23 protein-coding genes are annotated in these 20,974 nt (G+C 66.3%); 10 read left to right on the forward strand and 13 right to left on the reverse strand.

Features of this window, described 5'->3' with window-relative positions:
- Positions 1–564: 564 nt before the first annotated feature.
- Positions 565–936: an SH3 domain-containing protein gene (locus VE25_RS21635; RefSeq protein ID WP_052731682.1), complete on the forward strand. Its 372-nt coding sequence runs from the start codon at positions 565–567 to the stop codon at positions 934–936.
- Positions 937–1,012: 76 nt separating this feature from the next.
- On the opposite strand, the gene hemH is transcribed toward VE25_RS21635, so the two are convergent.
- From hemH to VE25_RS02780, 4 genes are all read right to left on the reverse strand, one after another.
- The gene (hemH, locus tag VE25_RS02765) at positions 1,013–2,035 is read right to left on the reverse strand and encodes a ferrochelatase (protein WP_046107064.1); all 1,023 of its coding nucleotides are present in this window, start codon (positions 2,033–2,035) and stop codon (positions 1,013–1,015) included.
- A gap of 83 nt (positions 2,036–2,118) precedes the next feature.
- Positions 2,119–3,777 carry a HoxN/HupN/NixA family nickel/cobalt transporter gene (locus VE25_RS21640; protein ID WP_052731683.1) on the reverse strand — a complete coding sequence of 553 codons (1,659 nt, stop codon included), beginning with the start codon at positions 3,775–3,777 and terminating at the stop codon, positions 2,119–2,121.
- A 27-nt stretch (positions 3,778–3,804) separates the two neighbouring features.
- Complete coding sequence (locus tag VE25_RS02775) at positions 3,805–4,704, reverse strand: LysR family transcriptional regulator (RefSeq protein ID WP_046107065.1); 900 nt, start codon at positions 4,702–4,704, stop codon at positions 3,805–3,807.
- On the reverse strand, positions 4,701–5,498 hold the full coding sequence (locus VE25_RS02780; protein ID WP_046107066.1) for a creatininase family protein: 798 nt from the start codon (positions 5,496–5,498) through the stop codon (positions 4,701–4,703). Before VE25_RS02780 ends, VE25_RS02775 begins: the two co-directional genes overlap by 4 nt.
- 144 nt (positions 5,499–5,642) lie before the next feature.
- Between VE25_RS02780 and VE25_RS02785 the strand changes: the two genes are divergently transcribed.
- Together VE25_RS02785 and VE25_RS02790 are read left to right on the forward strand one after the other, a co-directional pair.
- Entirely contained in the window at positions 5,643–6,065 is a 423-nt protein-coding gene (locus tag VE25_RS02785) for a winged helix DNA-binding protein (RefSeq protein ID WP_046107067.1), read from the forward strand.
- Between the two features lie 111 nt (positions 6,066–6,176).
- A complete protein-coding gene (locus VE25_RS02790; protein WP_152664491.1) occupies positions 6,177–6,683 on the forward strand; it encodes an SH3 domain-containing protein in 507 nt (168 codons plus the stop codon).
- A gap of 52 nt (positions 6,684–6,735) precedes the next feature.
- On the opposite strand, the gene VE25_RS02795 is transcribed toward VE25_RS02790, so the two are convergent.
- Together VE25_RS02795 and VE25_RS02800 are read right to left on the reverse strand one after the other, a co-directional pair.
- On the reverse strand, positions 6,736–7,662 hold the full coding sequence (locus tag VE25_RS02795) for a DMT family transporter (protein ID WP_083988683.1): 927 nt from the start codon (positions 7,660–7,662) through the stop codon (positions 6,736–6,738).
- Between the two features lie 215 nt (positions 7,663–7,877).
- Entirely contained in the window at positions 7,878–8,207 is a 330-nt protein-coding gene (locus VE25_RS02800; protein ID WP_046107069.1) for a hypothetical protein, read from the reverse strand.
- A 210-nt stretch (positions 8,208–8,417) separates the two neighbouring features.
- Between VE25_RS02800 and VE25_RS21645 the strand changes: the two genes are divergently transcribed.
- The 3 genes from VE25_RS21645 to uvrC all read left to right on the forward strand — a co-directional run bounded on the left by VE25_RS21645 (position 8,418) and on the right by uvrC (position 12,139).
- A complete protein-coding gene (locus tag VE25_RS21645; protein ID WP_052731685.1) occupies positions 8,418–9,392 on the forward strand; it encodes a DUF1176 domain-containing protein in 975 nt (324 codons plus the stop codon).
- An 87-nt stretch (positions 9,393–9,479) separates the two neighbouring features.
- Positions 9,480–10,262: an SDR family oxidoreductase gene (locus VE25_RS02810; protein WP_046107070.1), complete on the forward strand. Its 783-nt coding sequence runs from the start codon at positions 9,480–9,482 to the stop codon at positions 10,260–10,262.
- Positions 10,223–12,139, forward strand: a complete 1,917-nt coding sequence (gene uvrC, locus VE25_RS02815) for an excinuclease ABC subunit UvrC (protein ID WP_046107071.1) — start codon at positions 10,223–10,225, stop codon at positions 12,137–12,139. The genes VE25_RS02810 and uvrC overlap by 40 nt, the downstream gene beginning before the upstream one ends.
- 3 nt (positions 12,140–12,142) lie before the next feature.
- On the opposite strand, the gene msrA is transcribed toward uvrC, so the two are convergent.
- Entirely contained in the window at positions 12,143–12,856 is a 714-nt protein-coding gene (gene msrA / locus VE25_RS02820) for a peptide-methionine (S)-S-oxide reductase MsrA (protein WP_046107072.1), read from the reverse strand.
- A 311-nt stretch (positions 12,857–13,167) separates the two neighbouring features.
- On the opposite strand from msrA, the gene VE25_RS02825 reads away from it, so the two are divergent.
- Positions 13,168–14,241 carry a 3-deoxy-7-phosphoheptulonate synthase gene (locus VE25_RS02825; RefSeq protein WP_046107073.1) on the forward strand — a complete coding sequence of 358 codons (1,074 nt, stop codon included), beginning with the start codon at positions 13,168–13,170 and terminating at the stop codon, positions 14,239–14,241.
- A gap of 60 nt (positions 14,242–14,301) precedes the next feature.
- Here VE25_RS02825 and VE25_RS02830 read toward each other — a convergent pair whose 3' ends face one another.
- On the reverse strand, positions 14,302–14,955 hold the full coding sequence (locus tag VE25_RS02830) for an outer membrane protein (RefSeq protein WP_046107074.1): 654 nt from the start codon (positions 14,953–14,955) through the stop codon (positions 14,302–14,304).
- A gap of 391 nt (positions 14,956–15,346) precedes the next feature.
- Here VE25_RS02830 and VE25_RS02835 point away from each other — a divergent pair, with 391 nt between their 5' ends.
- Positions 15,347–15,847, forward strand: a complete 501-nt coding sequence (locus tag VE25_RS02835) for a type III secretion system chaperone family protein (RefSeq protein ID WP_046107075.1) — start codon at positions 15,347–15,349, stop codon at positions 15,845–15,847.
- An 8-nt stretch (positions 15,848–15,855) separates the two neighbouring features.
- A complete protein-coding gene (proC, locus tag VE25_RS02840; RefSeq protein WP_046107076.1) occupies positions 15,856–16,668 on the forward strand; it encodes a pyrroline-5-carboxylate reductase in 813 nt (270 codons plus the stop codon).
- Here proC and VE25_RS02845 read toward each other — a convergent pair.
- Complete coding sequence (locus VE25_RS02845) at positions 16,665–17,264, reverse strand: hypothetical protein (protein ID WP_152664492.1); 600 nt, start codon at positions 17,262–17,264, stop codon at positions 16,665–16,667. The genes proC and VE25_RS02845 overlap by 4 nt on opposite strands.
- 23 nt (positions 17,265–17,287) lie before the next feature.
- Positions 17,288–17,740, reverse strand: coding sequence for a MarR family winged helix-turn-helix transcriptional regulator (locus VE25_RS02850; protein ID WP_244466851.1), 453 nt, complete (start codon positions 17,738–17,740; stop codon positions 17,288–17,290).
- A gap of 200 nt (positions 17,741–17,940) precedes the next feature.
- On the opposite strand from VE25_RS02850, the gene VE25_RS02855 reads away from it, so the two are divergent.
- The gene (locus VE25_RS02855) at positions 17,941–18,831 is read left to right on the forward strand and encodes a branched-chain amino acid aminotransferase (protein ID WP_046107079.1); all 891 of its coding nucleotides are present in this window, start codon (positions 17,941–17,943) and stop codon (positions 18,829–18,831) included.
- Between the two features lie 326 nt (positions 18,832–19,157).
- On the opposite strand, the gene VE25_RS02860 is transcribed toward VE25_RS02855, so the two are convergent.
- The 3 genes from VE25_RS02860 to pgsA are packed head-to-tail and all read right to left on the reverse strand — an operon-like array spanning position 19,158 to position 20,424.
- Positions 19,158–19,607 (reverse strand): molybdenum cofactor biosynthesis protein MoaE, encoded by a 450-nt coding sequence (locus VE25_RS02860; RefSeq protein WP_046107080.1) that lies wholly within the window; start codon positions 19,605–19,607, stop codon positions 19,158–19,160.
- A 2-nt stretch (positions 19,608–19,609) separates the two neighbouring features.
- Positions 19,610–19,861 carry a molybdopterin converting factor subunit 1 gene (gene moaD / locus VE25_RS02865; RefSeq protein WP_046107081.1) on the reverse strand — a complete coding sequence of 84 codons (252 nt, stop codon included), beginning with the start codon at positions 19,859–19,861 and terminating at the stop codon, positions 19,610–19,612.
- Positions 19,858–20,424 (reverse strand): CDP-diacylglycerol--glycerol-3-phosphate 3-phosphatidyltransferase, encoded by a 567-nt coding sequence (pgsA, locus tag VE25_RS02870; protein WP_046107082.1) that lies wholly within the window; start codon positions 20,422–20,424, stop codon positions 19,858–19,860. The genes moaD and pgsA overlap by 4 nt, the downstream gene beginning before the upstream one ends.
- Between the last annotated feature and the right edge of the window lie 550 nt (positions 20,425–20,974).

Below are 20,974 nucleotides of genomic sequence, written 5' to 3' on the forward strand. Positions count from 1 at the left end.
TCAATAAAACTTATCCCCGCACCCTCCTGCCGCCCCCATACTGCCTCCACCTCCGGCAGTCACGCGGCGCGAAGCGAGGCGCGGTCGGAGGGTTCGGGTCAGCGGGTTCGCCCCCGCAGGGTCCCGAGCCGGAGCGAGCCGGGCGGCCGACTCCGCATCTGTTTTGCCAGGAGGCGGCTACGTACCCATCCGCCCCCGCGCCCGTCACCCCCAGGTACGGGGGGCCGGCTCGTTAGTGGGCCTGGCGGGTCAAGGCAGGTCGGAAAGCCCCTGGCAGGAACCAACCGGCAAAGACCCAAAGCCCGGACGCGCGGGGCGGCCTCGTGCCTCCCTAACTATCGATAGGCTTCGAGGCGCAAGTCCGCCGCGCGCCGTGACGTCCCTGGCGCAGCGATGCGCCACACACCACCAGCCGGCCGCCGTCACGGGCGGGCCGGGCGCATCCGTTCGCCCGTATCTGAGCGGGGTCCCCGCAGGGCATGGGGCGGCGCCGCAGGCACGGCGCCGCGCCTTGAAACCGCCACCGCGCCCGCGCATTAAGAATGCACCGGAGGTTCTTCAACCGTGCGTATCGCCCGCCCCGTCATCGCCGCTTTCGCCGCCCTCGTCGTGGCCGCTGCCGCCGCACCCGTGCTCGCCGAGCCGACCGTGCGCGCCTCCGGCAACGCCACGGTGCGCGCCGGTCCGGGCCGAGAGTATCCGATGGTCGGGCGCCTCGCCGATGGCCAGCGCTTCGTTCTCGATCGCTGCACGCCACCCTTCCGCGAGGACGAGTTTGGCCGGCGCTATGCCGATTGGGGCGGCGAGAGCTGGTGCTACATCGCCGCCGTCGGCGGCTGGGTGGACGCCAGCTACCTCGTCGGCTCCCCCGCCAAGGTCAACGTCACGCCCCCGATAACCCCGTTCGATCCCCTGCCCTACGGCATCTTCCGCTGACGGGAGTTGCAGATCGAGGGTGCGTGAGCGCCGGAAGCGCGGGGAACGGCCATCTGCAGGGCCGCCCTCATCTGGTTCAGAGCCAGCCGGAAAGCTCGCGCCGCACGATGGCCTCCAGCATGTCCATGCCCGGCCCGCTGTCGTTGAGGCAGGGGATGTAGGCGAACTTCTCGCCGCCCGCATGAAGGAACGTCTCCCGCCCGCCGATGGCGATCTCCTCCAGCGTCTCGATGCAGTCGGCCGAGAACGCCGGCGCCAGGATCGCGATCTTCTTCTTGCCCTGCCCGGGCAGCGCCTCCAGCGTCTCGGCCGTATAGGGCTTCAGCCACTCGGCCCGCCCGAACCGGCTCTGGAAGGTCACCATCAGCTTCTCCTCGGGCCACCCCAGATAGTCGCGCACCAGCCGGGTCGTTTCGAGGCACTGGTCGTAGTAGGGGTCGCCCTTCTCGTAGTAGTCGACCGGCATGCCGTGATAGCTCGTCAGCACCACGTCCGGCTCGAAATCCAGCGCCTCGACGCCCTGGCGGATGCTCTCGGCCAGCGTCTTCACATAGAGCGGATCGTTGTAATAGGCCGGCATCGTGCGCACCGCCGGCTGCCAGCGCATGTCCTTCAAAGCCAGGAACGCCTTGTCGTTCGCCGTCGCCGTGGTCGTCGCCGAATACTGCGGGTAGAGCGGCGCCAGCAGGATCCTGCGGCATCCGGCGGCCCGCATCCGCTCGAGCACGCTCTGCGTCGACGGGCTGCCGTAGCGCATCGCCCAGTCGACGACGATGCCGTCGGCGCCCAGCCGCGCCGCGAGCTTCTCGCTCTGGTCGCGCGTGATCACCCGCAGCGGGCTCTCGTTGGTCCGCTTGTCCCAGATCTGCGCATAGGCGTGCCCACTCTTCTGCGGCCGGAACGAGAGGATGACGAGATTGAGGATCGGCCACCACAGCCACTTGGGCGTCTCGATCACGCGCGGGTCCGAAAGGAATTCCTTGAGGTATCGCCGCACGCTCCAGTAGTCGGTGGCGTCGGGCGTGCCGAGATTCAGGAGCAGCACGCCGATCTTCTCGGTCTGGACCTCGGGGCGGACGGCGGGCGCTGGCGCGGACATGGCGGATCGTTCGGTATTGTTGATTGTTGCGCCGCACTTTTAGCCGAGACGGTCCGCACCGCAAGGCGGCGATGGGTCGCGGACTATAGAGACGCGATCAGCAGCAGCACGCCGAAGGCAAAGACCAGCACCGCTCCCGCCAGTTCCAGCCACCAGACGATCGCCCCGGCCAGCGGGGTGTCGACGCCCCCGATCCGGCCGGCGGCGCCCTTGAAGAACACGGCGAGGCTCGCCAGCGCCGCGACGGTTATGCCGGTGCCCAGCCCCATCAGCAGCGTCGAGACGATCCCGGCAAGGAGCACGCCCTGCGACAGGGCGAAGACCAGCACGACCAAGGCCCCTGAGCATGGCCGCGCGCCGACTGCCAGCACCACGCCGAGCTGTTCCTTCCAGCTGCGCCGCGCGACGTCCGGCGTCACCACGTGATGGTGGTCGTGGTTATCCCCGCCATGATCGTGGACGCTATGATCGTGCCCATGATGATGGTGATGGTGTCCATGGCCGTGCTCTTCTTCCCCCTCGTGCAGGTGTGCATGCGCTTTCGCCTCGAGGTCGGGGCCGTGATGATGGTGGTGCCCCCAGCCGAAGATTTTCCGCGCGATGAGCCACAGCCCGAGCGCTGCGACGAGCGCATAGGAGGCAACGCCGATCCAGTGCGCCGCATCGCCCATGGCAAGGCTCGTCATGCCGAGGACGCCGGCCGCGATCAGCACAAAGCTGATGGCGACCAGCGACTGGATCAGGGCGGAGATGAAGCTGAGCGCAATCCCCCGGCGCGCCTCGACCTCATTGGCGAGCACATAGGAGGAAATGACCACCTTGCCGTGCCCGGGGCCGGCCGCGTGGAAGACGCCGTAGAGGAAGCTCAGTCCGCCGAGGATCCAGAAGGCGTTGAGGTCGGTGCGGAAGGCGGCGAGCGCACCGGTCATCGCACCATAGAACTCGCGCTGCTGGTCCTGCAGCCAGCCGAAGAAACCCGTGCGCGGCAGGTTGAGGCCGGGCTCGGGCGGCGGCCCGCCGAAGGGCGCCGGCCGGCTCTGGGCGAGCGTGTTGACCGCATCGAGCGCCGTCGCCGGCCCAGCCCCGCCGGGACAGGTGACGACGATCATGCCCTGCGTGCCGCGCATCGCGGCGGCAAGGTCCGGGGGCAGTTCCAGCACCTCGGGGCCCAGCGCATAGAGCCGCTCCTCGACGTCGGCCGGCATCGGCTCGGGCGGAACGAGCTCGACCGCGCAACCCTCGGGCGCATTCTCGAGCGTCACCGTGGAACGATCGGCGAAGGTGATGGCGACGTAATACTCCGGATCGTTGACCGCGAGCTCCAGCCGTCCGACGGGTGCCGGTTGCGTCGGCGCGAGGCTGTAGGCGAGCGTCGTGCGCTCGTTCTCGTAGCGCATCACCTGGTCGCCGACGGGCGCGAAGGCAAGCTCGCGCCCGTCGGCTCCGGCATAGGTGTAGTAGCCGTATTCGGCGAGCCCCGTCATGTTCTCGTCGGCAAGCCCTTGCATTTCCTCGCTGCTGGTCACGCCGTCATTGTTGGTATCGAGCCCCTGGACCACCCAGGCGGAGAAATAGGGATCGAACGTCCATTCGTGGTGGAGCCGCTCGATGCCGCCCGCATCGTCGAAGACGACCGTCACCTTGGCATCGATGAAGATGTGCGGATGCGCCTGCGCCTGCGCGCACGCCAGCAGCAGCATGCCGGCCAGCATCGCCTGGATGAACCGCCGGCCCCTCACCATGATGTCTCGATATGCACCAGACGCACCTCAGTTCACCGGATGCGTGCCGAACCAGTCGACCAGATGGTCGATCAGCGCGCGCACCTTGCCGGCCAGGTGCCGCCGGTGTGGATAGACCGCCTGCAGCGTCTGCCCGGTCGGCACATATTCGGTCAGCACCGGCACCAGCGCGCCGGCGGCGACCACCGGGTCGGCGAGGTAGGATGGCAATGCGGCAAAGCCAAGGCCCGCGACTGCGGCAGAACGCGCTGCCAGCGGCGAGTTGACCCGCACCTGCCCCGTCACCGGAATCGAGATGGTCTTGCCGTCCTCGACAAACCGCCAATTGGCCTGCCCCTGCATGTTGGTGTCGACGATGCAGGGCAGGTTCCGCAAGGCCTCGGGATGCTCCGGGCGTCCGCGTTCGCTGATGAGCGCGGGGGCGCCGGCGATGACCAGGTGCATGTCGGCGATCTTGCGGGCGATGAGCGAGGAATCGGGCAGCGTGCTGATGCGCAGCGCCACGTCTATGCCCTCATCGACGAGGTCGACGTAGCGGTCCTCGAGTCTGAGGTCGAGGCTGACCTTGGGGTATTTCTTGAGATAGGCGAAGATCGCCGGCGCCAGCGGCTCCTCGCCGAAATTGCGCGGCGCCGAGATACGCAAAAGCCCGCGCGGCTCGGAGGTCTGCTCGGAGATGGAGGCATCGAGGTCGTCGAGCTGGGCAAGGAGCGCGCTGGCCTCGCGATAGTAGGCCTCCCCCGCCTCGGTGAGGCTCAGTTTGCGCGTCGTGCGGTTCATCAGCCGCACGCCCAGATAGTCCTCGAGGTCGGTGACGTACTTGCTGAGCAGCGCCTTGGAGCGCCCGTGCTGGCGTGCGGCGGCCGAGAACCCGCCCGCATCGAACACCTGCACGAACGCGCGGATACGCGCCAGGTCCTGGCTCATCGTGCCCCTCCCAGCCGGTCGAGATCGAAAGCGGCGACGTCTTCGATGAGGTGCGCGAACCCGGCGACGGCATGGCGGGCGCTGGCCGCGCCTTTTTCCGCGCTGGCCTGCCGCGCATCGCCCAGCGCTCCCGCTGGGTTGAGATCGCGCGTCAGCCAGCCCGGCCGGGTGCGCCCATGAACCTTGAGATGCCGGGACTCGCCGTCCCAGGCCTTTGCCGCCGAAGGGAAGTCGTCGATCTCGTCGCGACGCACGGCCTCGGGCCGATAATGCAGCATGAGGGAGGTCTCGACGGCGCCTCCATGGATGCCGTAGGCGAGCTCATCCTCGTCGAAGAGCCCGTCCGGCTGGCCGAAACGCAGCCACGCGGCCGTCACCGCCAGCATGTCGTACCGGGCGCGCAGGCGCGTGGCCAGCAGTGCGGCAAGCTCGGAATTGCCGCCGTGACTGGAGACGATCACAAGCCGCCTCCCGCCCGCCATGCGGAACGGGGCGACCACATCGTCCCAGACCGCGAGCAGCGTCTCGGCCGAATGCGTGAAGAGGCCCGGCTGTCCCGCATGCTCGAGGCTGTGGCCGATGGATTGCAGCGGCAGCACAGCCACGTCGATATCTTCGCGCACGGCGTCGGCAAGGCCCGCGAGGTGCCCGCGCGCGATATCGGCGTCGGTCGAGAGCGGCAGGTGCGGCCCATGCGGCTCGATGGCGGCGACCGGCAGAACGCCGACGACGCGCGCCGAAACGAATGCGGCGAATTCGGGTGCCGTCAGTTGCTCGGCGAACAGCGTGGCCACGCGTGCTCCTTGGGCGATGGGCGTCGGCGAACGCATAACCCATGTGCGCAAGGTGAACAATGATGGGCCTTGGTACGTGCAAGATTAACGCTACGATATGCGCGCAATCGACGTGCGACAGGAGTTCGGCCTATTTTCCCGCCCATGTCCAAACCCTCGTCCCGATCCACCCTCTATCGGCTGATCGAAGCCGGCCAGCTCGCCCGCAAGGCCCTGCTGGTGCCGGTGATCGAGCGCGGCCTCGAGCCGGGCGACGATGCGGTGCTGTTCGTGCTCGGTCGCTCGGGGATCAGCGAGGCGGAGCTGGCGAGCGAGCTCGCCCAGACCGATGGGCAGCTCGAGGCGCGGATCGCGCGTCTTCTCGAGCGCGACCTCGTACGCCGGCAGGCGGTCGGACCGGAGCTGACGCCGGGCCTGGCGCTGACGGAACGGGGCCTGCGCATCCGCAACGCCCTCGCCGAGCACTGGAGCGAGCTCGAGGAGGCGCTGCTCGGCGACATGAAGAAGAAGAAGCGCCAGGCGCTCGGCGACGCGCTGCAACGCTTCATCGATCTCTTGCGTTTCTGAGCGCAGTCCGGAAAAGCCAGCTTTTCCTTAACCTTCGCCAAACTGAAGCAATCATTCAGGTCCGGTTCAGGATGGGGGGAATATCTGGACGCCAAGGACGTACTCCGTCCCATGCTCAACAGGAGTTCAGTCATGGCCATCCGCAACAAGATCATCGCCGGAGCGCTGGCAGCGCTGGCGCTTGTCGCTACCGCGGCGAGTGCGTCGGCGGCCCCGGCCTTCGCCACCACCAACGTCAACGTCCGCTCGGGTCCGGGCACTGGTTATGACGTCGTCGGCACGCTGCGCCGCGGCGAGCAGGTCGACCTGCAATACTGCCGTGGCAGCTGGTGCTTCGTCGAGAGGCGCGGCGCCGATGGCTGGGTCTCGTCCAGCTACCTGGCCCGCGACGGTTACGACCGGCCGCGTCCGCCCACCTGGGATCCGTACCCGCCGCGTCCGCCGGTGTGGAACCCGCGTCCGCCCCGGCCCCCGCATTGGGATCCCTACCCACCGCACTGGGGCGGTGGCTGGGGTCCGCGCCCGCCACGTCCGCCGGTGTGGAATCCGCGTCCGCCCCGGCCCGGCAGCAGCGTCTGCTACAACGGTCCCAACGGCTATTTCTGCATCGGAGACTAAGCTCTCCCGCGTTTCAACGGCGCCGCCTCCGGGCGGCGCCGTTTGCGTTCGCCTATTCCTTGCCCGGGAGCGACGGATCGGCGACTGCCGGCACCTTCTTCATCCGCTCGCGCATCATCACCACCAGCCCTGCCGCGACGATCACGCCCGCTCCGATCATCGACACCGGATCTATGAGGTGTCCGAAGACGAAGATGCTCAAAAGGATCGCCCAGGGCAGCGAAAAGTAGTTGAACGGTTGCAGCGTGCTCGCCGGCGCCTTGGAGAGCGCCAGCATCATCAGCCCGTGACCGGCGCATCCCGTCACCATGATGACGGCGACGAGCGCCAGGTCGTTCCAGCCCATCGGCTGCCAGAAGAACACGCCCGTCGCCGACGAGAGAACCAGCCCCACCACACCGACATAGACCATGCTGGTCGCGGTCGAATCCACGTGGGAGACCTTGCGGGTGACGACGACATAGAGCGCGTAGAGCGTCGCCGAAGCCACCGCGAAGAGCACGCCCCAGTCGAGCGGAAGTCCGCCCGGCCGCACGATGATCATGGCGCCGGCGAACCCGGCGACGACCGCTCCGATGCGGAAGATGCCGACCTTCTCGCCGAGGATCGGTATGGCAAAGAGCGTGACCAGCAGCGGATAGACGAGGGTGATCGCCTGCAACTCGCCGAGCGGTATCGTCTGCAGCGCCAGCGCGAAGCACCAGATGTCGCCCATCAGCAGCACCCCGCGCAGCACCTGCCAGCCCGTCGCCCTCGAGCGCAGCGCGTGCCGGATCGGCGCGCGGCGCGACACGAGCCACAGCGCGAACAGCGCGAAAGCCCAGTAGCGCATCATGGTGATCTGGAAGGGAGAGTACGTCGCGACCAGTATCTTGGAGACGGCATCCTGGATGCCGAAGACAACGATGGTCACGAGCGTGATGGCGATTGCCTGTCCCACCATGTCGCGGGAGGGGGCGGCGGAAACAGGCGCAGTCATCGATATTCCGAACTAGGGTGTGTCGAGATTCAGGTCAGGGCGAGTCGAAAATGGCCGTTTTCGAGAACCCGGGCGCAGCGTACGTTTGGGTGCGTGGGCACCGGAAGCGCAAAAACGGCCATTTGCAGGCCGCCTCACCTGAATATCAACACACCCCAGGCAAACAAATCCCCGGGCCGACCCCGGCCCGGGGAGATTTCACGGCGCTCCGTGTGTCAGGCCTTTGCCGTCATCTGCTTGACGAGACCGGCGATGACCGTCAGCAGACCGCCGCCGACGAGGCCGGTGACGCCCTGCCCGGCAAGTGCCCCGATATTGAGGCCGCCCGCCGCCGCGGCGCCGTCCGCAACCCCCGCAGCGCCACCCACGAGCCCGCTGAGCCCCGGAATGAGGCTGGCAAGCCAGGTGCCGCCGACGCCACCTACGGCGCCAGCGATGGTATTGCCGGTGGTGCCGAGGCTGAGTTGCTTCGTAATCTGTCCCATGATGTTGCCGCCCGCGCCACCGGCGATCAACTGGACGATGAGAGAAACGATAACTTCCATTGGTGGCTCCCCCTAATGGCTTTCCCGCGAAGCACTATGCTTCCTTCGCAAATCAAATAATAGTGTTGAATCAACGCAAACAAAAGGACAGGACAACTGACAGATTTCACGCCAGAAACCGGCCTTTTACAGCCCTTTCGGAGTTCAGGCACAGTTGGCGCGCACCACGCGGCCGCCGTCATCCGGTCGATGGGGCGAATTGTAGCGGCGGTGATTCTCCTCGCCGCGACCGCTGTTTATGCGCAGGAAGAACGCCAGTTCGGCGACTGGACCGCCTATTGCGCCGCGGACGGCCTCTGCCGCGCCGTTGCCGGCGACGGCCCTGTATTGATGCTCGAGCGGCATGCGGATCAGACCTACTGGGAGCTGTCGCTGGACTTGGCTCCCGCCACTGCTGGTTACGATTCTCCTTTCGATATTTCCGTCGATGGTTCCGGCCAGACTTTCGAGCATGCCGAGGTCGGTCCCTACGGCAGTCCGACGCGCTACTATTTCCTCTCGGCCAAGGCGCAGGCCATTCTCGATGCGATGATCCTCGGGCAGACCGTCGATTTCGATTACACCGGCGAAGAAGCCATCGAGGCGAGCGCCCGGTTCTCGCTCGCGGGACTGAGCGCCGCGCTCCTCTGGATCGACGAGACGCAGCGCCGGATCGGCTCGGAGCGCGTGACTGGCGAACCGCCATACGGGCTTCTGCCGGCAGGCCTGGAGGCCGACCCCAACCTCGCCGTTCCCGCAGATCTCGTCGAAACGCACCGGGTGGACGCGGAGTGCGGGCAGTTCGAGGAGCTCGCCAATGGCCGCGACATCGTCGTCGCCCGGCTGGGCGAGGACAGCACCATCGCCATGCTGCCCTGCTACGCGGGTGCCTACAACTTCTCGGCCAAGGTCTACGTGATCGAAGGCCAGACCTTTGCGCTGCAGCATTTCGCCGAATATTCGGACTACACCTCTTGGTCGAGCACCGATGAGCTGGTCAACGCCTGGTACGATCCGGACACCGGCGAGATCGGCACGTTCAACAAGGGCCGCGGCATCGCCGATTGCGGCAGCTCGGGCCTCTGGCGCTGGACTGGCGACTATTTCCGGCTCGAGCAGTACAGCTACAAGGGCGATTGCGACGGGAGCGGCGATCCGGGCGATTTCCCGGTCGTTTATACGGCCAAGCCGCTGCCGGAAGATTGACCCGGCGCGGAACGTTTGCCGAACCGGGCCTGACCGCCTAGCTATATAAGGCGGTCCGCAACCAAACGATTCCTTCGATCCAGAGTCATGGTCTACACGTCATCCACGCCAGAACGGCGCGTCGCCCTCGTCACCGGTGCCGGCGACCGCATCGGTTCGTCCATCGCCCGTCACCTGGCTGGCGACGGCTGGGCCGTCGTCGTCCACTACCGCAATTCCCGGGACAAGGCCGAAGCCCTCGCCGCCGATATCCGCGAGGCCGGGGGCGAGGCGGCGATCGTTCGCGCCGACCTCCTCGATCGGACCCAGCGTGCCGGCCTCATCGAGGCGGCCGCGGAGGCGTTCGGTCCGCTGACACTGCTCGTTAACAACGCCTCGATCTTCGAGCGCGACGCCGCCGACGATCTCGACGAGGCCCTCTGGGACGAACACTTCACCCTCCATGCCGAAGCCCCGGCCTTTCTCTCCCGCGACTTCGCCGCCCAGCTTCCGGCCGACACCCAGGGCAACATCGTCAACATCATCGACGAACGCGTGCTCGACCTCTCACCGGCCTTTTTCAGCTACACTCTGAGCAAATCCGTGCTCTGGACGATGACCCGCACCCTGGCGCAGTCCTTTGCCCCGCATATCCGCGTCAACGCCATCGCTCCCGGGCCGACATTGCCGCCCGCCTATGTGGACGCGCGGGCCTACGCCCAACGCATCACCGAGCTCCCGCTGGGCTACAGCGCCGACCCGGAGGGCATCGCCGCCGGCGTCGCCGCGATCCTCTCGCTCCCGGCGATGACCGGCCAGATGATCACCCTCGACGGTGGCGAGCATCTCGAATGGCCCGCCCGCCGCAACCCGACCCCGAGGCGCCGATGACCGACGCGCCTCTCGAGACCGGTCCGGAGATCATCCGCACGTTCGTACGGACGCTCCCGTCAGCACCCGGCGTCTATCGCATGCTCGATACCAGCGGCGACGTGATCTATGTCGGCAAGGCGCGAAGCCTCAAGGCGCGGGTGACGAACTACACGCGCCCGGAAGGTCTGCCCGTGCGCATCCAGCGCATGATCGCGGCGACCCACACCATGGAGTTCGTGCGCACCGAGACCGAGAGCGAGGCGCTGCTTCTCGAAGCCAACCTCATCAAGCGTTTGAAGCCGCGCTTCAACGTGCTGCTGCGCGACGACAAGAGCTTCCCCTATATCCTCATCACCCTCGACCACGAAGCGCCCGAGATCACCAAGCATCGCGGCACCCGCCGCCGCAAGGGCCATTATTTCGGCCCCTTCGCCTCGGTCAACGCCGTCGAGCGCACCATTGCCTCATTGCAGAAGGCATTCCTGCTGCGCATCTGCTCCGACAGCTTCTATGCCGCCCGCACGCGGCCCTGCCTGCAGTTCCAGATCAAGCGTTGCTCGGCTCCCTGCACGCGGGAAATCTCGCTCGAGGACTATGCCGGCCTCGTCGAGGAAGCCCGCCAGTTCCTCTCCGGCCGGTCGCAGACCGTGCGCGACCACATGCAGACCGAGATGAACGAGGCGGCCGAGTCCCTCGACTTCGAGCGCGCCGCGCTCCTGCGCGATCGCCTTTCGGCCCTCGCCGCCATCCAGAGCCAGGGCGATGCCACCGCCCGCAGCGTCGAGGAGGCAGACGTCTTTGCCATCCACCACGAGGGCGGGCAGTTCTGCGTGCAGGTCTTCTTCTTCCGCGCCTACCAGAACTGGGGCAACTACGCCTACCGGCCCCGCGCCGACGCCTCGCTCTCCGACACGGAAGTGCTCGAGGCCTTCATCAGCCAGTTCTACGAGAACCGCACGCCGCCGCGCCTCGTGCTCCTCAGCCACGCGCTCGCCGAGAACGCGCTGATGGAAGAGGCGCTGACGACCCGTGCCGGCCGGCGCGTCTACATCGAAGTGCCCCAGCGCGGCGAGAAGCGCGACCTCGTCGAGCACGCCCTCGTCAACGCCCGCGAAGCGCTGAGCCGGCAACTCGCCGAGGGCGCCTCGCAGCGCACGCTGCTCGAAGGCGTCGCCGAGCGCTTCGGCCTCGACAGGACCCCGCGCCGCATCGAGGTCTACGACAACTCGCACATCTCGGGCACAAACGCCGTCGGCGCCATGATCGTCGCGGGTGAGGAAGGCCTGTCGAAAAAGCACTACCGCACGTTCAACATCAAATCGGCCGACATCGCCCCGGGCGACGACTTCGGCATGATGCGCGAGGTGCTGACCCGCCGCTTCACCCGCCTCGCGGCCGAAAGCGCCGAGGATGCGGAGGACGAGGCGACCGGCATGCCCGACTGGCCGGATGTCGTCTTCATCGACGGCGGCGCCGGCCAGCTCAACGCCGTGCGCCAGGTCATCGCCGAACTGAACCTGCCGCGGGAAGTGACCTTCATCGGCATCGCCAAGGGCGAGGAACGCGATGCCGGGCGTGAGAAGTTCCACATGGAGGGCCGCGACGCCTTCATGCTGCCGCACCGCGACCCCGTGCTCTACTATGTACAGCGCCTGCGCGACGAAGCCCACCGCTTCGCCATCGGCACCCACCGCGCCCGGCGCAAGAAGGACATCGTCAAGAATCCGCTCGACGAGGTCGAGGGCATCGGCCCGACGCGCAAGCGCGCGCTCCTCAACCATTTCGGCTCGGCCAAAGCCGTCTCGCGCGCCTCGCTCGACGATCTGGCAGCGGTCCCCGGGATCTCGGGCCAGATGGCCCAGATCATCTACGACCACTTCAATCGAACGGATTGATCGCTAGTTGGCCGCCATCACCAGCCGGGGCTCTTCCCGATAGTGGTGGGGAAAGACCTCCTCGAGATTGGCGACCTTGGGCAGATCGAAGCGCACGATATAGGGGTAGTCCGGGTGGAGCGTCAGGAAGTCCTGATGATAGTCTTCGGCCCGATAGAACCCTTCAAACGGTTCGAGAGTGGTGACGACCGGCTCGGGATAGACTCCCGTCTCATCCAGCTGCGCGATATAGGCCTCCGCCACCGCCTTCTGTTCATCGCTCATCGGAAAGATCGCCGAGCGATACTGCGGACCGTGGTCCGGCCCCTGGTAGTTGAGCTGCGTCGGGTCATGGACGACCGAGAAGAGGATGTGCAGCAGTTCGCCATAGCTGACGACGGAAGGATCGTACGTCACCTCCACCGCCTCGGCGTGGCCCGTCTGGCCCGTGCCCACCATTTCGTAGAAAGCGGTCTCGGCAGAGCCTCCGGCATAGCCGGAGACCGCCGATGTCACGCCCTCGACACGCTGGTAGACGCCCTGCACACCCCAGAAACAGCCGGCGGCGAACACAGCCTTGGCGAGGCCCTCTTCGCCTGTCACATCGACCGCCGGCGGGGGAATGATGAACGGCTCCTCGCCCGATGCTGGCGACGTCATCGGCTGCGCGAATGCGAACGCCGCGATAGCGGCGAAGGTCGCGAGCGTCAGGACTGGACGCAGAATGACGGTGGACATCTGGGTGCTCCCTTGACCTGCCCTCGCACAATCTACGCTCGCCCGAGCCGGTTTGTTACACCGCTGCCGAAAACGTGAAGCAGCTCGGGCGCGAAGAATCCGGCGTGACAAGCAGCAGCCGGTGCGCTATTTCCTTGGTCATGATCAAGTCCGTCGCCACTTTTGCGTTCTGGTACTTTAGCTATCCGCTCCGGCGGAGGCTTACGCGCGCTTGATCTGATCTCACCGACAAGACCAAACCCGAAGCCGCCGCCCGACCCTCGAGGCGGCTTTTTTGTTGGCCGCCGCGGGCAGATACCCAGGAGCCAACGATGTTGAAATCCACCGACGACCTAAGGATCAGCGAAATCCGCGAACTCGTGACCCCGATCGAGGTCATGCGCGAATTCCCCCGGACCGATGCGGCCACCCGCACTGTCCTCAGCGCCCGCCACGCCTTCAACGCCATCCGCCACGGGCAGGACGACCGGCTGGCCGTGATCGTCGGCCCCTGCTCCATCCATGATCCCGCAGCCGCCATCGACTACGCCAAGCGCCTCGTCGCGCTGCGCGATGCTCTCGGCGACCGGCTCGAGATCATCATGCGCGTCTACTTCGAGAAGCCCCGCACCACTGTCGGATGGAAAGGGCTGATCAACGATCCCAATCTCGACGGCTCCTTCGAGATCGACAACGGCCTGCGGCTCGCCCGCAGCCTGCTGCTGGAGATCGCCAATCTCGGCCTGCCCGCGGCCTGCGAGTTCCTCGACCTGACGACGCCCCAGTACATCGCCGATTTGGTGAGTTGGGCCGCCATCGGCGCGCGCACCACCGAAAGCCAGATCCACCGTGAACTGGCCTCCGGCCTCTCCTGCCCGGTCGGCTTCAAGAACGGCACGGACGGCAATGTGCGCATCGCGCTCGATGCGGTGAAATCCGCGAGCCACCCGCACCATTTCATGGCCGTCACCAAGACCGGCCACTCGGCGATCGCGGCGACCACAGGCAATGACGACTGCCACATCATCCTGCGCGGCGGCAAGACGCCGAACTACGATGCGGCGAGCGTCGAGGCGGCGTGTGCCGAAGCGGTAAAGGCCGGGCTCGATCCTGTCGTCATGATCGACGCCAGCCACGCCAACAGCAACAAGCTGCCCGAGAACCAACCCAGGGTGATCGAGAACGTTTCCGGCCAACTGGAAGCGGGCGACAAGCGGATCATCGGCGTGATGATCGAATCCAACCTCGTCGCCGGCCGGCAGGATCTCGTCCCCGGCAAACCGCTCGTCTATGGCCAGTCGATCACCGACGGTTGCATCGATTGGGAAACGACCGTCACGACCCTCGATCGGCTCGCCGACGCCGTTGCCGAGCGCCGGAGGCTGACGCGGCAGAACGTGGCTTGAATGATGAGCAAAAGAGCCCCGGCATCTCCGGGGCTCTCGATCGATGGGCCGCAATCAGGCTCAGAACTTGAAGTTCACGCCGGCGCGCACGGTGCTGAAGTAGGTCGGAATGTCTTCCTCGATGACCGTGCCGGGGAAGAAGGTTTCGTCACCGAAGTCGGTATAGAGATACTCGGCCTTGACGGTGATGTTGTCGGTGACCGCGTACTCGACGCCGGCGCCGAGCGTATATCCGTGCACCATTTCGCGTGTCGTGAAGCCGGGGCCGAAGGTCGACGTGCCGTAGGCCTCGCCGAAGGCATAGCCGCCGGTCACATAGGGCATGATCCTGTCGATGGCGAAGCCCGCCCGTCCGCGGATGGTGCCGAAGTATTCCAGCTGGGCGTTGACGGTCGTGCCGAAGATCGTGGCTTCCTCGCCCTCGAGGCCCGACCAATGGATATCGGCTTCCGCGCCCAGCACGAAGCCGCCGAAATCGTAGTTGAAGCCGATCTGGCCGCCGAAGGCCGCGCCCTCCAGATCGACGGTGCCGATCGACGGGCTGTCGGCCTCGCCCCATGAATATCCGCCGTTGATACCGGCATAGAAGCCGGTCCAGTCGAAGGCGGCAGGCGGGATATAGACGTCGTTGATAGGCACGTAGAGATCGGCGGCAAGAGCCGGCGTACCGGCAAGCAGGGCTGCCAGCATCCCAGTCGCTAGATATCTTTTCATGATTCCCCCAAAAGTCCGAGATGCCGACGACGGCATACGCCCGCAGTGTTCCTCGATTATGGTTAACGAACGGTTCGTGCGCGGTCGGGTGCGGGCATGGCGACGATGCTCTGGGCGGTGGCCCAATGTGTCTCATTTGTGACCGGGAAAAGCCCGCCACAGGCCGATCCGTTAATACCTTGTTAACAATACGGGGCCGATCATCCACAAGAGAATCCAGTGGCTTGCTGGTCCCACGGTCCGGGAATCAGCGCGGGCGTGTAGGGTCATCAGGTCAGGACGATTCGTAGGCTCTAAGGCGTGCGGCAGTTCAATAGTACCCCTGCGTAAGTCGCCGGATCGCCCCCGTATCCGGCGCTCCCACTCACGGTTGCCAAGGCGGGACCCGTCAATGTCACTTCTCCAAATCGAACCGGACCGGACTGTCCACCCCGTGGACATCATCGAACACATCGCCTCGATCAACGACTGGACGTTCGAGCGGCAGGACGCCGACGAGATCTCCATTTCGGTGCGCGGCGCCTGGAGCGACTACCACGTCTCCTTCAACTGGATGGAGGACCTCGAATCCCTGCACATTGCGTGCGCCTTCGACCTCAAGGTGCCGGAAGGCCGCCGCAACGAGATCAAGCAGCTGATCGCGCTCATCAACGAGCAGCTCTGGATCGGACACTTCGATATCTGGAACAAGGAAGGCGTCGTGCTCTTCCGCAACTCGCACCTCCTCACCGGCGGCGCCGAGGTCAGCCCGCAGCAATGCGAAGCGCTCTTGCGCTCGGCCACCGATAGCTGCGATCTTTACTACCAGGCATTCCAGTTCGTCGTGTGGGCGGGCAAATCCGCCGCCGACGCGCTGAGCCATGTGATGTTCGAGACCGTAGGCGAAGCGTGACACAATCCATGACGGCCGTCGGCCCGGTGATGCTCATCGGGGCCGGCAAGATGGGCGCCGCGTTGGCGCGCGGCTGGCTGGACGGCGGCCTTGCGCCCAGCAACCTCGTGGTCGTCGACCCGCATCCGGGCGAAGCCGCCAAGGCGCTCGCCGAGGACTACGGCCTCACCCTCAATACCGAGCCTCTGGGCCTGCAACCCAATGTGCTCGTCATCGCGGTCAAGCCGCAGGTCGTCGATCCGGTCCTCGAAGCGCTGCGGCCCGTCGTCGGGCCGCAGACGCTCGTTCTCTCCATCGCCGCGGGCATCGGTATCGAGCGTCTGAGCAAAGGGCTCGGCACCGACCGGATTGTGCGGACCATGCCCAACACGCCCGCGCAGATCGGCAAGGGAATGACCGGAGCCGTCGCCGGACCGGGCGTCGGGGCCGCCGAGAAACGGACGGTCGATGCATTGCTGGGAGCGGCCGGCAAGGTCGCGTGGTTCGAGAGCGAAGGCGACCTCGACGCGGTGACCGCCGTCTCCGGCTCGGGACCGGCCTACGTCTTCCACCTCGTCGAGGCGCTAGCGGAAGCCGGCCGTCGGCAGGGCCTTTCCGAAGCGGCGGCGATGCAACTCGCGCGCCAGACCGTCATCGGCGCGGCCGCGCTGATGGAAGCCGATCCGGCGAGCGCGGCGAGGCTGCGCGAGAACGTGACCTCCCCCAACGGCACCACGGCGGCGGCGCTTGCCGTGCTGATGGGCGAGCCGGGCCTCACCGACCTCGTCGACCGGGCGGTCGATGCCGCGCGCAAGCGCAGCGAAGAGCTCGGCCGCAGCTAACGCAGCACCCGGCGCCGGTCGCCGGCTTTCAGCAGATGCGCGCGGATCGAGGCGATCCATGACGTCCAGTATCCCTTGCCCATCTGGCGGAAGATCTCCTGTGCCCCATCGAGTGCAACGTGCCCGGCCATGGCCTCGGCCGGGTCTCCGGTCAGCCGATGGTTCGACAGATGCACGATGGCAAGATTCGCCTGCGTCAGCGCCCACGCCTGCGGCGCATCGGCTCTGGTGCGTACGAGCAGCGCGGACTCAAGATGGCGGCGCGCCAGCTCGAAGGCCGCTGCAGCCTGTGCCGGATCGGTTTCCCTCTGCCCGATAAGACACATGGCGACACCGAGATTGTGCTCGATACCCGCACGCTCGATTCCCCCGGCTCCCATTGAAATGAGCTGCCGATATTCGATGACGGCTTCGACGAGAAGGCCGGCGTCATCGTTGCGCAGCGCCATGGCGGCAAGCCGGTCTGCTCGCTTGCTACGTTCAGCATCGAGCTGGCCGGAGCTGCCGGCTTCCGCCGGCCGCATCAGTGACTCCCATGACATGCCGCCCTGCCCCCCGCTGGCGTCCCGGCGCCGCCCCGCACCGGTCTCGATCAATCGATGCTGCTAGAAAGTGCCCACTACAACCGCTCGGTGAGCTTGAGGCGATCGAGCAATCCGCGATCCTCGGGCTCGACCATGCCGACGAAGAAGCGGCGTACGATCCGGCCAGCGTCCGGCGGCAGCGCGGCGATGGCCGCGTCGATCCGGCTGGCTTGCGTCTCCGAAAGCGTCTCGAACAGCGCGCGGCCCTTCTGAGTCGCATGGAGCAGGCGCTGCCGCCGGTCTGCATCGCCCATCTTCTGCTCGATATAGCCGTTGTCGATCAGCTGGCGCAGAACGCGCGCCAGGCTCTGCTTGGTGATCTTGAGGATATCGAGGAGGTCGGCGACGGGCATGCCCGGCTTCAGATTGACGAAATAGAGCACCCGATGATGCGCCCGCCCGAAGCCCTGGCGGGCGAGGAGCGCATCGGCGTCGCCCACGAAGTCCCGGTAGGCAAAGAAGAAAAGCCCCATGACGTCGAGGGGCATTTCCGGGTACGCGCCGGAGCCGGAATTTATGTCAGCCTTGTTGACATTTATTTTGGTTACTGCCATTGTCCGCCTATCAGCAACGCCCGCGATTGTTATCCCAAAGCCATTCTGGTTTGCCAAGGGCTCGAGGCATGGGGCATGATCGGGTTAGACCCTATCCGGCGCTGACCGGACAATGAATGATCGGGAGAGGATCGATGGCAGGCCTGCCGATGGACCAGCGCGATGGCTGGATCTGGTTCGATGGTGAACTGGTGCCCTGGAAGGACGCCAGGATTCACGTACTGACCCATGGGCTGCATTATGCAAGCAGCGTGTTCGAGGGCGAGCGCGCCTATGGCGGCGAGATCTTCAAGTCGCGCGAACACACCGAACGCCTGATCGCGTCGGGCAAAACGCTCGACTTCACCATTCCCTGGTCGGTCGACGAGATCGAGGCGGCCAAGCGCCTGGTGCTGGAAAAGAACGGCCTCGTCGATTCCTATGTCCGCCCGGTCGCCTGGCGCGGCTCGGAAGAGCTTTCCGTTCCCGCCCGCAACAACAAGGTGCACCTGGCCATCGCCGCCTGGGTGTGGCCGAGCTATTTCTCGGTCGAGGAAAAACTCAAGGGCATCCGCCTCGAATGGTCGAAATGGCGTCGCCCGGCGCCCGAGACCATTCCGTGCAAGGCCAAGGCCGCCGGCCTCTACATGATCTGCACCCTCTCCAAGGATGCAGCCATGGCCAACGGCTACGCCGACGCGCTGATGCTCGACTATCGCGGGTTCGTGGCCGAGGCGACGGGCGCCAACGTCTTCTTCGTCAAGGGCAAAGAAATCCACACCCCCCTGCCCGACTGCTTCCTCGACGGCATCACCCGCCGCACGGTGATCGGGCTGGCCAAGGCCGGCGGCTACACCGTCATCGAGCGGCACATCAGCCCGGAAGAGCTCGGCAAGTTCGACGAGTGCTTCCTCACCGGCACCGCCGCCGAGGTGACGCCGGTGTCGCTGATCGGCGACTACCGCTTCACCCCCGGCGAAGCCTGCCGCGCCATGATCGACGCCTATTCGCGCGAAGTGCAGCCCAAGCGCGCAGCGGCGGAATAACAAGGCGGAAAACCCCTTCTCGTGGAGGCCGGGCCAGGTGCCCGGCCTTTTCGTTTCGGGAGTGTGGCATGGGCGTGATGGGGCGGGGATAAATTTGTGAGGGAGCACAATGCTTCCCAACCCCCGTGTGTCATCCCGGCGAAAGCCGGGACCCAGTAAACACCAGCCAAGCGGTTCTCTCGCAGAAGCATCCCACCCACCGGGTGGAAGTTGCTCTGCCAACTCGCTCGGTCAGCGTGTACTGGGTCCCGGCTTTCGCCGGGATGACAGCCGGTGGGTGGGTGGCGCCTAAGTGCCTGACCGCTTGTGCTATCCCACTGTCTCCGTTACTGCCCCCACCTCTCCCGCGCCTCATCATCCTCGGCCTTCGCCTCGACCCACCTCTCCCCGGTGGGCGTCACTTCCTTCTTCCAGAACGGCGCATCGGTCTTGAGGTAGTCCATGAGGAACTCGGCGCCGCGGAAGGCGTCTTCGCGGTGGGGAGCGGCGGTCATCACCTGCATGATCGGCTCGCCGGGCACGAGGCGCCCGTGGCGGTGGATGACGGTCGCGTCGAGGAGCGAGAAGCGTGAAGCGGCCTCGGCAAGGATCGCGGTGATCTGGGCTTGCGCAAGGTCCACATAGCATTCGAGCTCGAGGGCGAGGATGGGGTCCTCCGCCTTCGAGCGCACGATCCCGGTGAAGGTGACGGCCGCGCCGGCGCCCTGCGTGCGGGCGATGAAGGCGTTAGCCTCAGCGCCCGGATCGAAGGGCTCGCTGGTGACGCGCACGTCCATCTTCACCCTCCGGTCATCGGCGGGAAAAACGCGACAACCTCTGCCCCCGCAACCGGTGTCTCGTGGGTCGCGAGCTTGCCGTCGACGGCGGCGCGGATGAGGTGGCGCTTGGCGAAGGCGAGTTCGGCCGCCTCGTCCTCAGCGGCGAGCCAGCCGATGAGATCGCCGACGGTCGCGACCTGGGCGGGCGGGGAGACCTCCTCCTCGCCCTTGTTCAGCCGCTCGCGCAGCCAAGCGAAATAGAGGACCTTCATTTCTCCTCGCCTGAGAGGTGCGGCCAGGACGCGGCAAAGTACTGGATGCCGGTCCACACCGTAATGGCGCCGGCGAGCCAGAGGATGACATCGCTGGCGAGCCGCAAATTGGGGAGAATGCCTTCGAGAAAGATGACGATGATGGCGACGAGCTGGATCGTCGTCTTCCACTTGGCCAACCGGCTGACCGGCAGCACCACCTGGGCATTGCCGAGGAACTCGCGCAGGCCCGGAATGAAGAACTCGCGAAAGAGGATGGCCATCACCGGCACCAGGTCGAGGGCCGACAGGCTTCCGTCCCAGGCGAGCGCCGTCAGCACGAGGCCGACGAGGAGCTTGTCGGCGATGGGGTCCAGCATGCGTCCCAGCGGCGAGACCTGGTTGAAGCGGCGCGCGATGAAGCCATCGACCCAATCGGTCCCCGCCGCCACGGCAAAGATGATGACGGCGACGACCCGCATGCCGATGTCGCCGGTGGTCAGGAGCCAGACGATCACCGGTATCGTCGCGATGCGGGCGACGGTGATGACATTGGGGACGGTGAGATTGCGGGCGCGCGTCATGGGCGGAGACAACAGGATTGGGATCACCGGGTCAAGCGGCAGGCGTGCACGGATGCCGCCCGGCCTTGCGGCCTCGCGGTTCCTCCTCAAGTCTCCCGCTTGCTGCGGGCTAACGGCGCGGGGCGGACATTGGCCTCGAGCCTTACTAGTAAAAAGGGAGGCTTTCGTCCGCCCCGCGCATCCGGATGGTGGGTCTTTGCCGGTTGGATTACCGCCAGGGGCTTTCCGACCTGCCTTGACCCGCCAGGCCCACTAACGAGCCAGCCCCCCGTAGCTGGGGGTGACGGGCGCGGGGGCGGATGGCTACGTAGCCGCCTCCCGGCAAAACAGGTGCGGAGTCGGCCGCCCGGCTCGCTCCGGCTCGGGACCCTGCGGGGCGACCCCCGCTGACCCGGACCCTCCCGCCGGCGTTTCGTCGACACCGCGTCGTGCGGGAGGTGGGAGTGAGTATGGGGCAGGTGCGAGGGTGCGGGGATAAGTTCCCGCTTTCTCTGCCGGATCAATGGGTTGGGCACTGCCTCCCCTCCCCCTTGAGGGGAGGGGTCGGGGG

Origin of the sequence: Devosia geojensis (assembly GCF_000969415.1) — a bacterium.
GTDB lineage: Bacteria > Pseudomonadota > Alphaproteobacteria > Rhizobiales > Devosiaceae > Devosia > Devosia geojensis.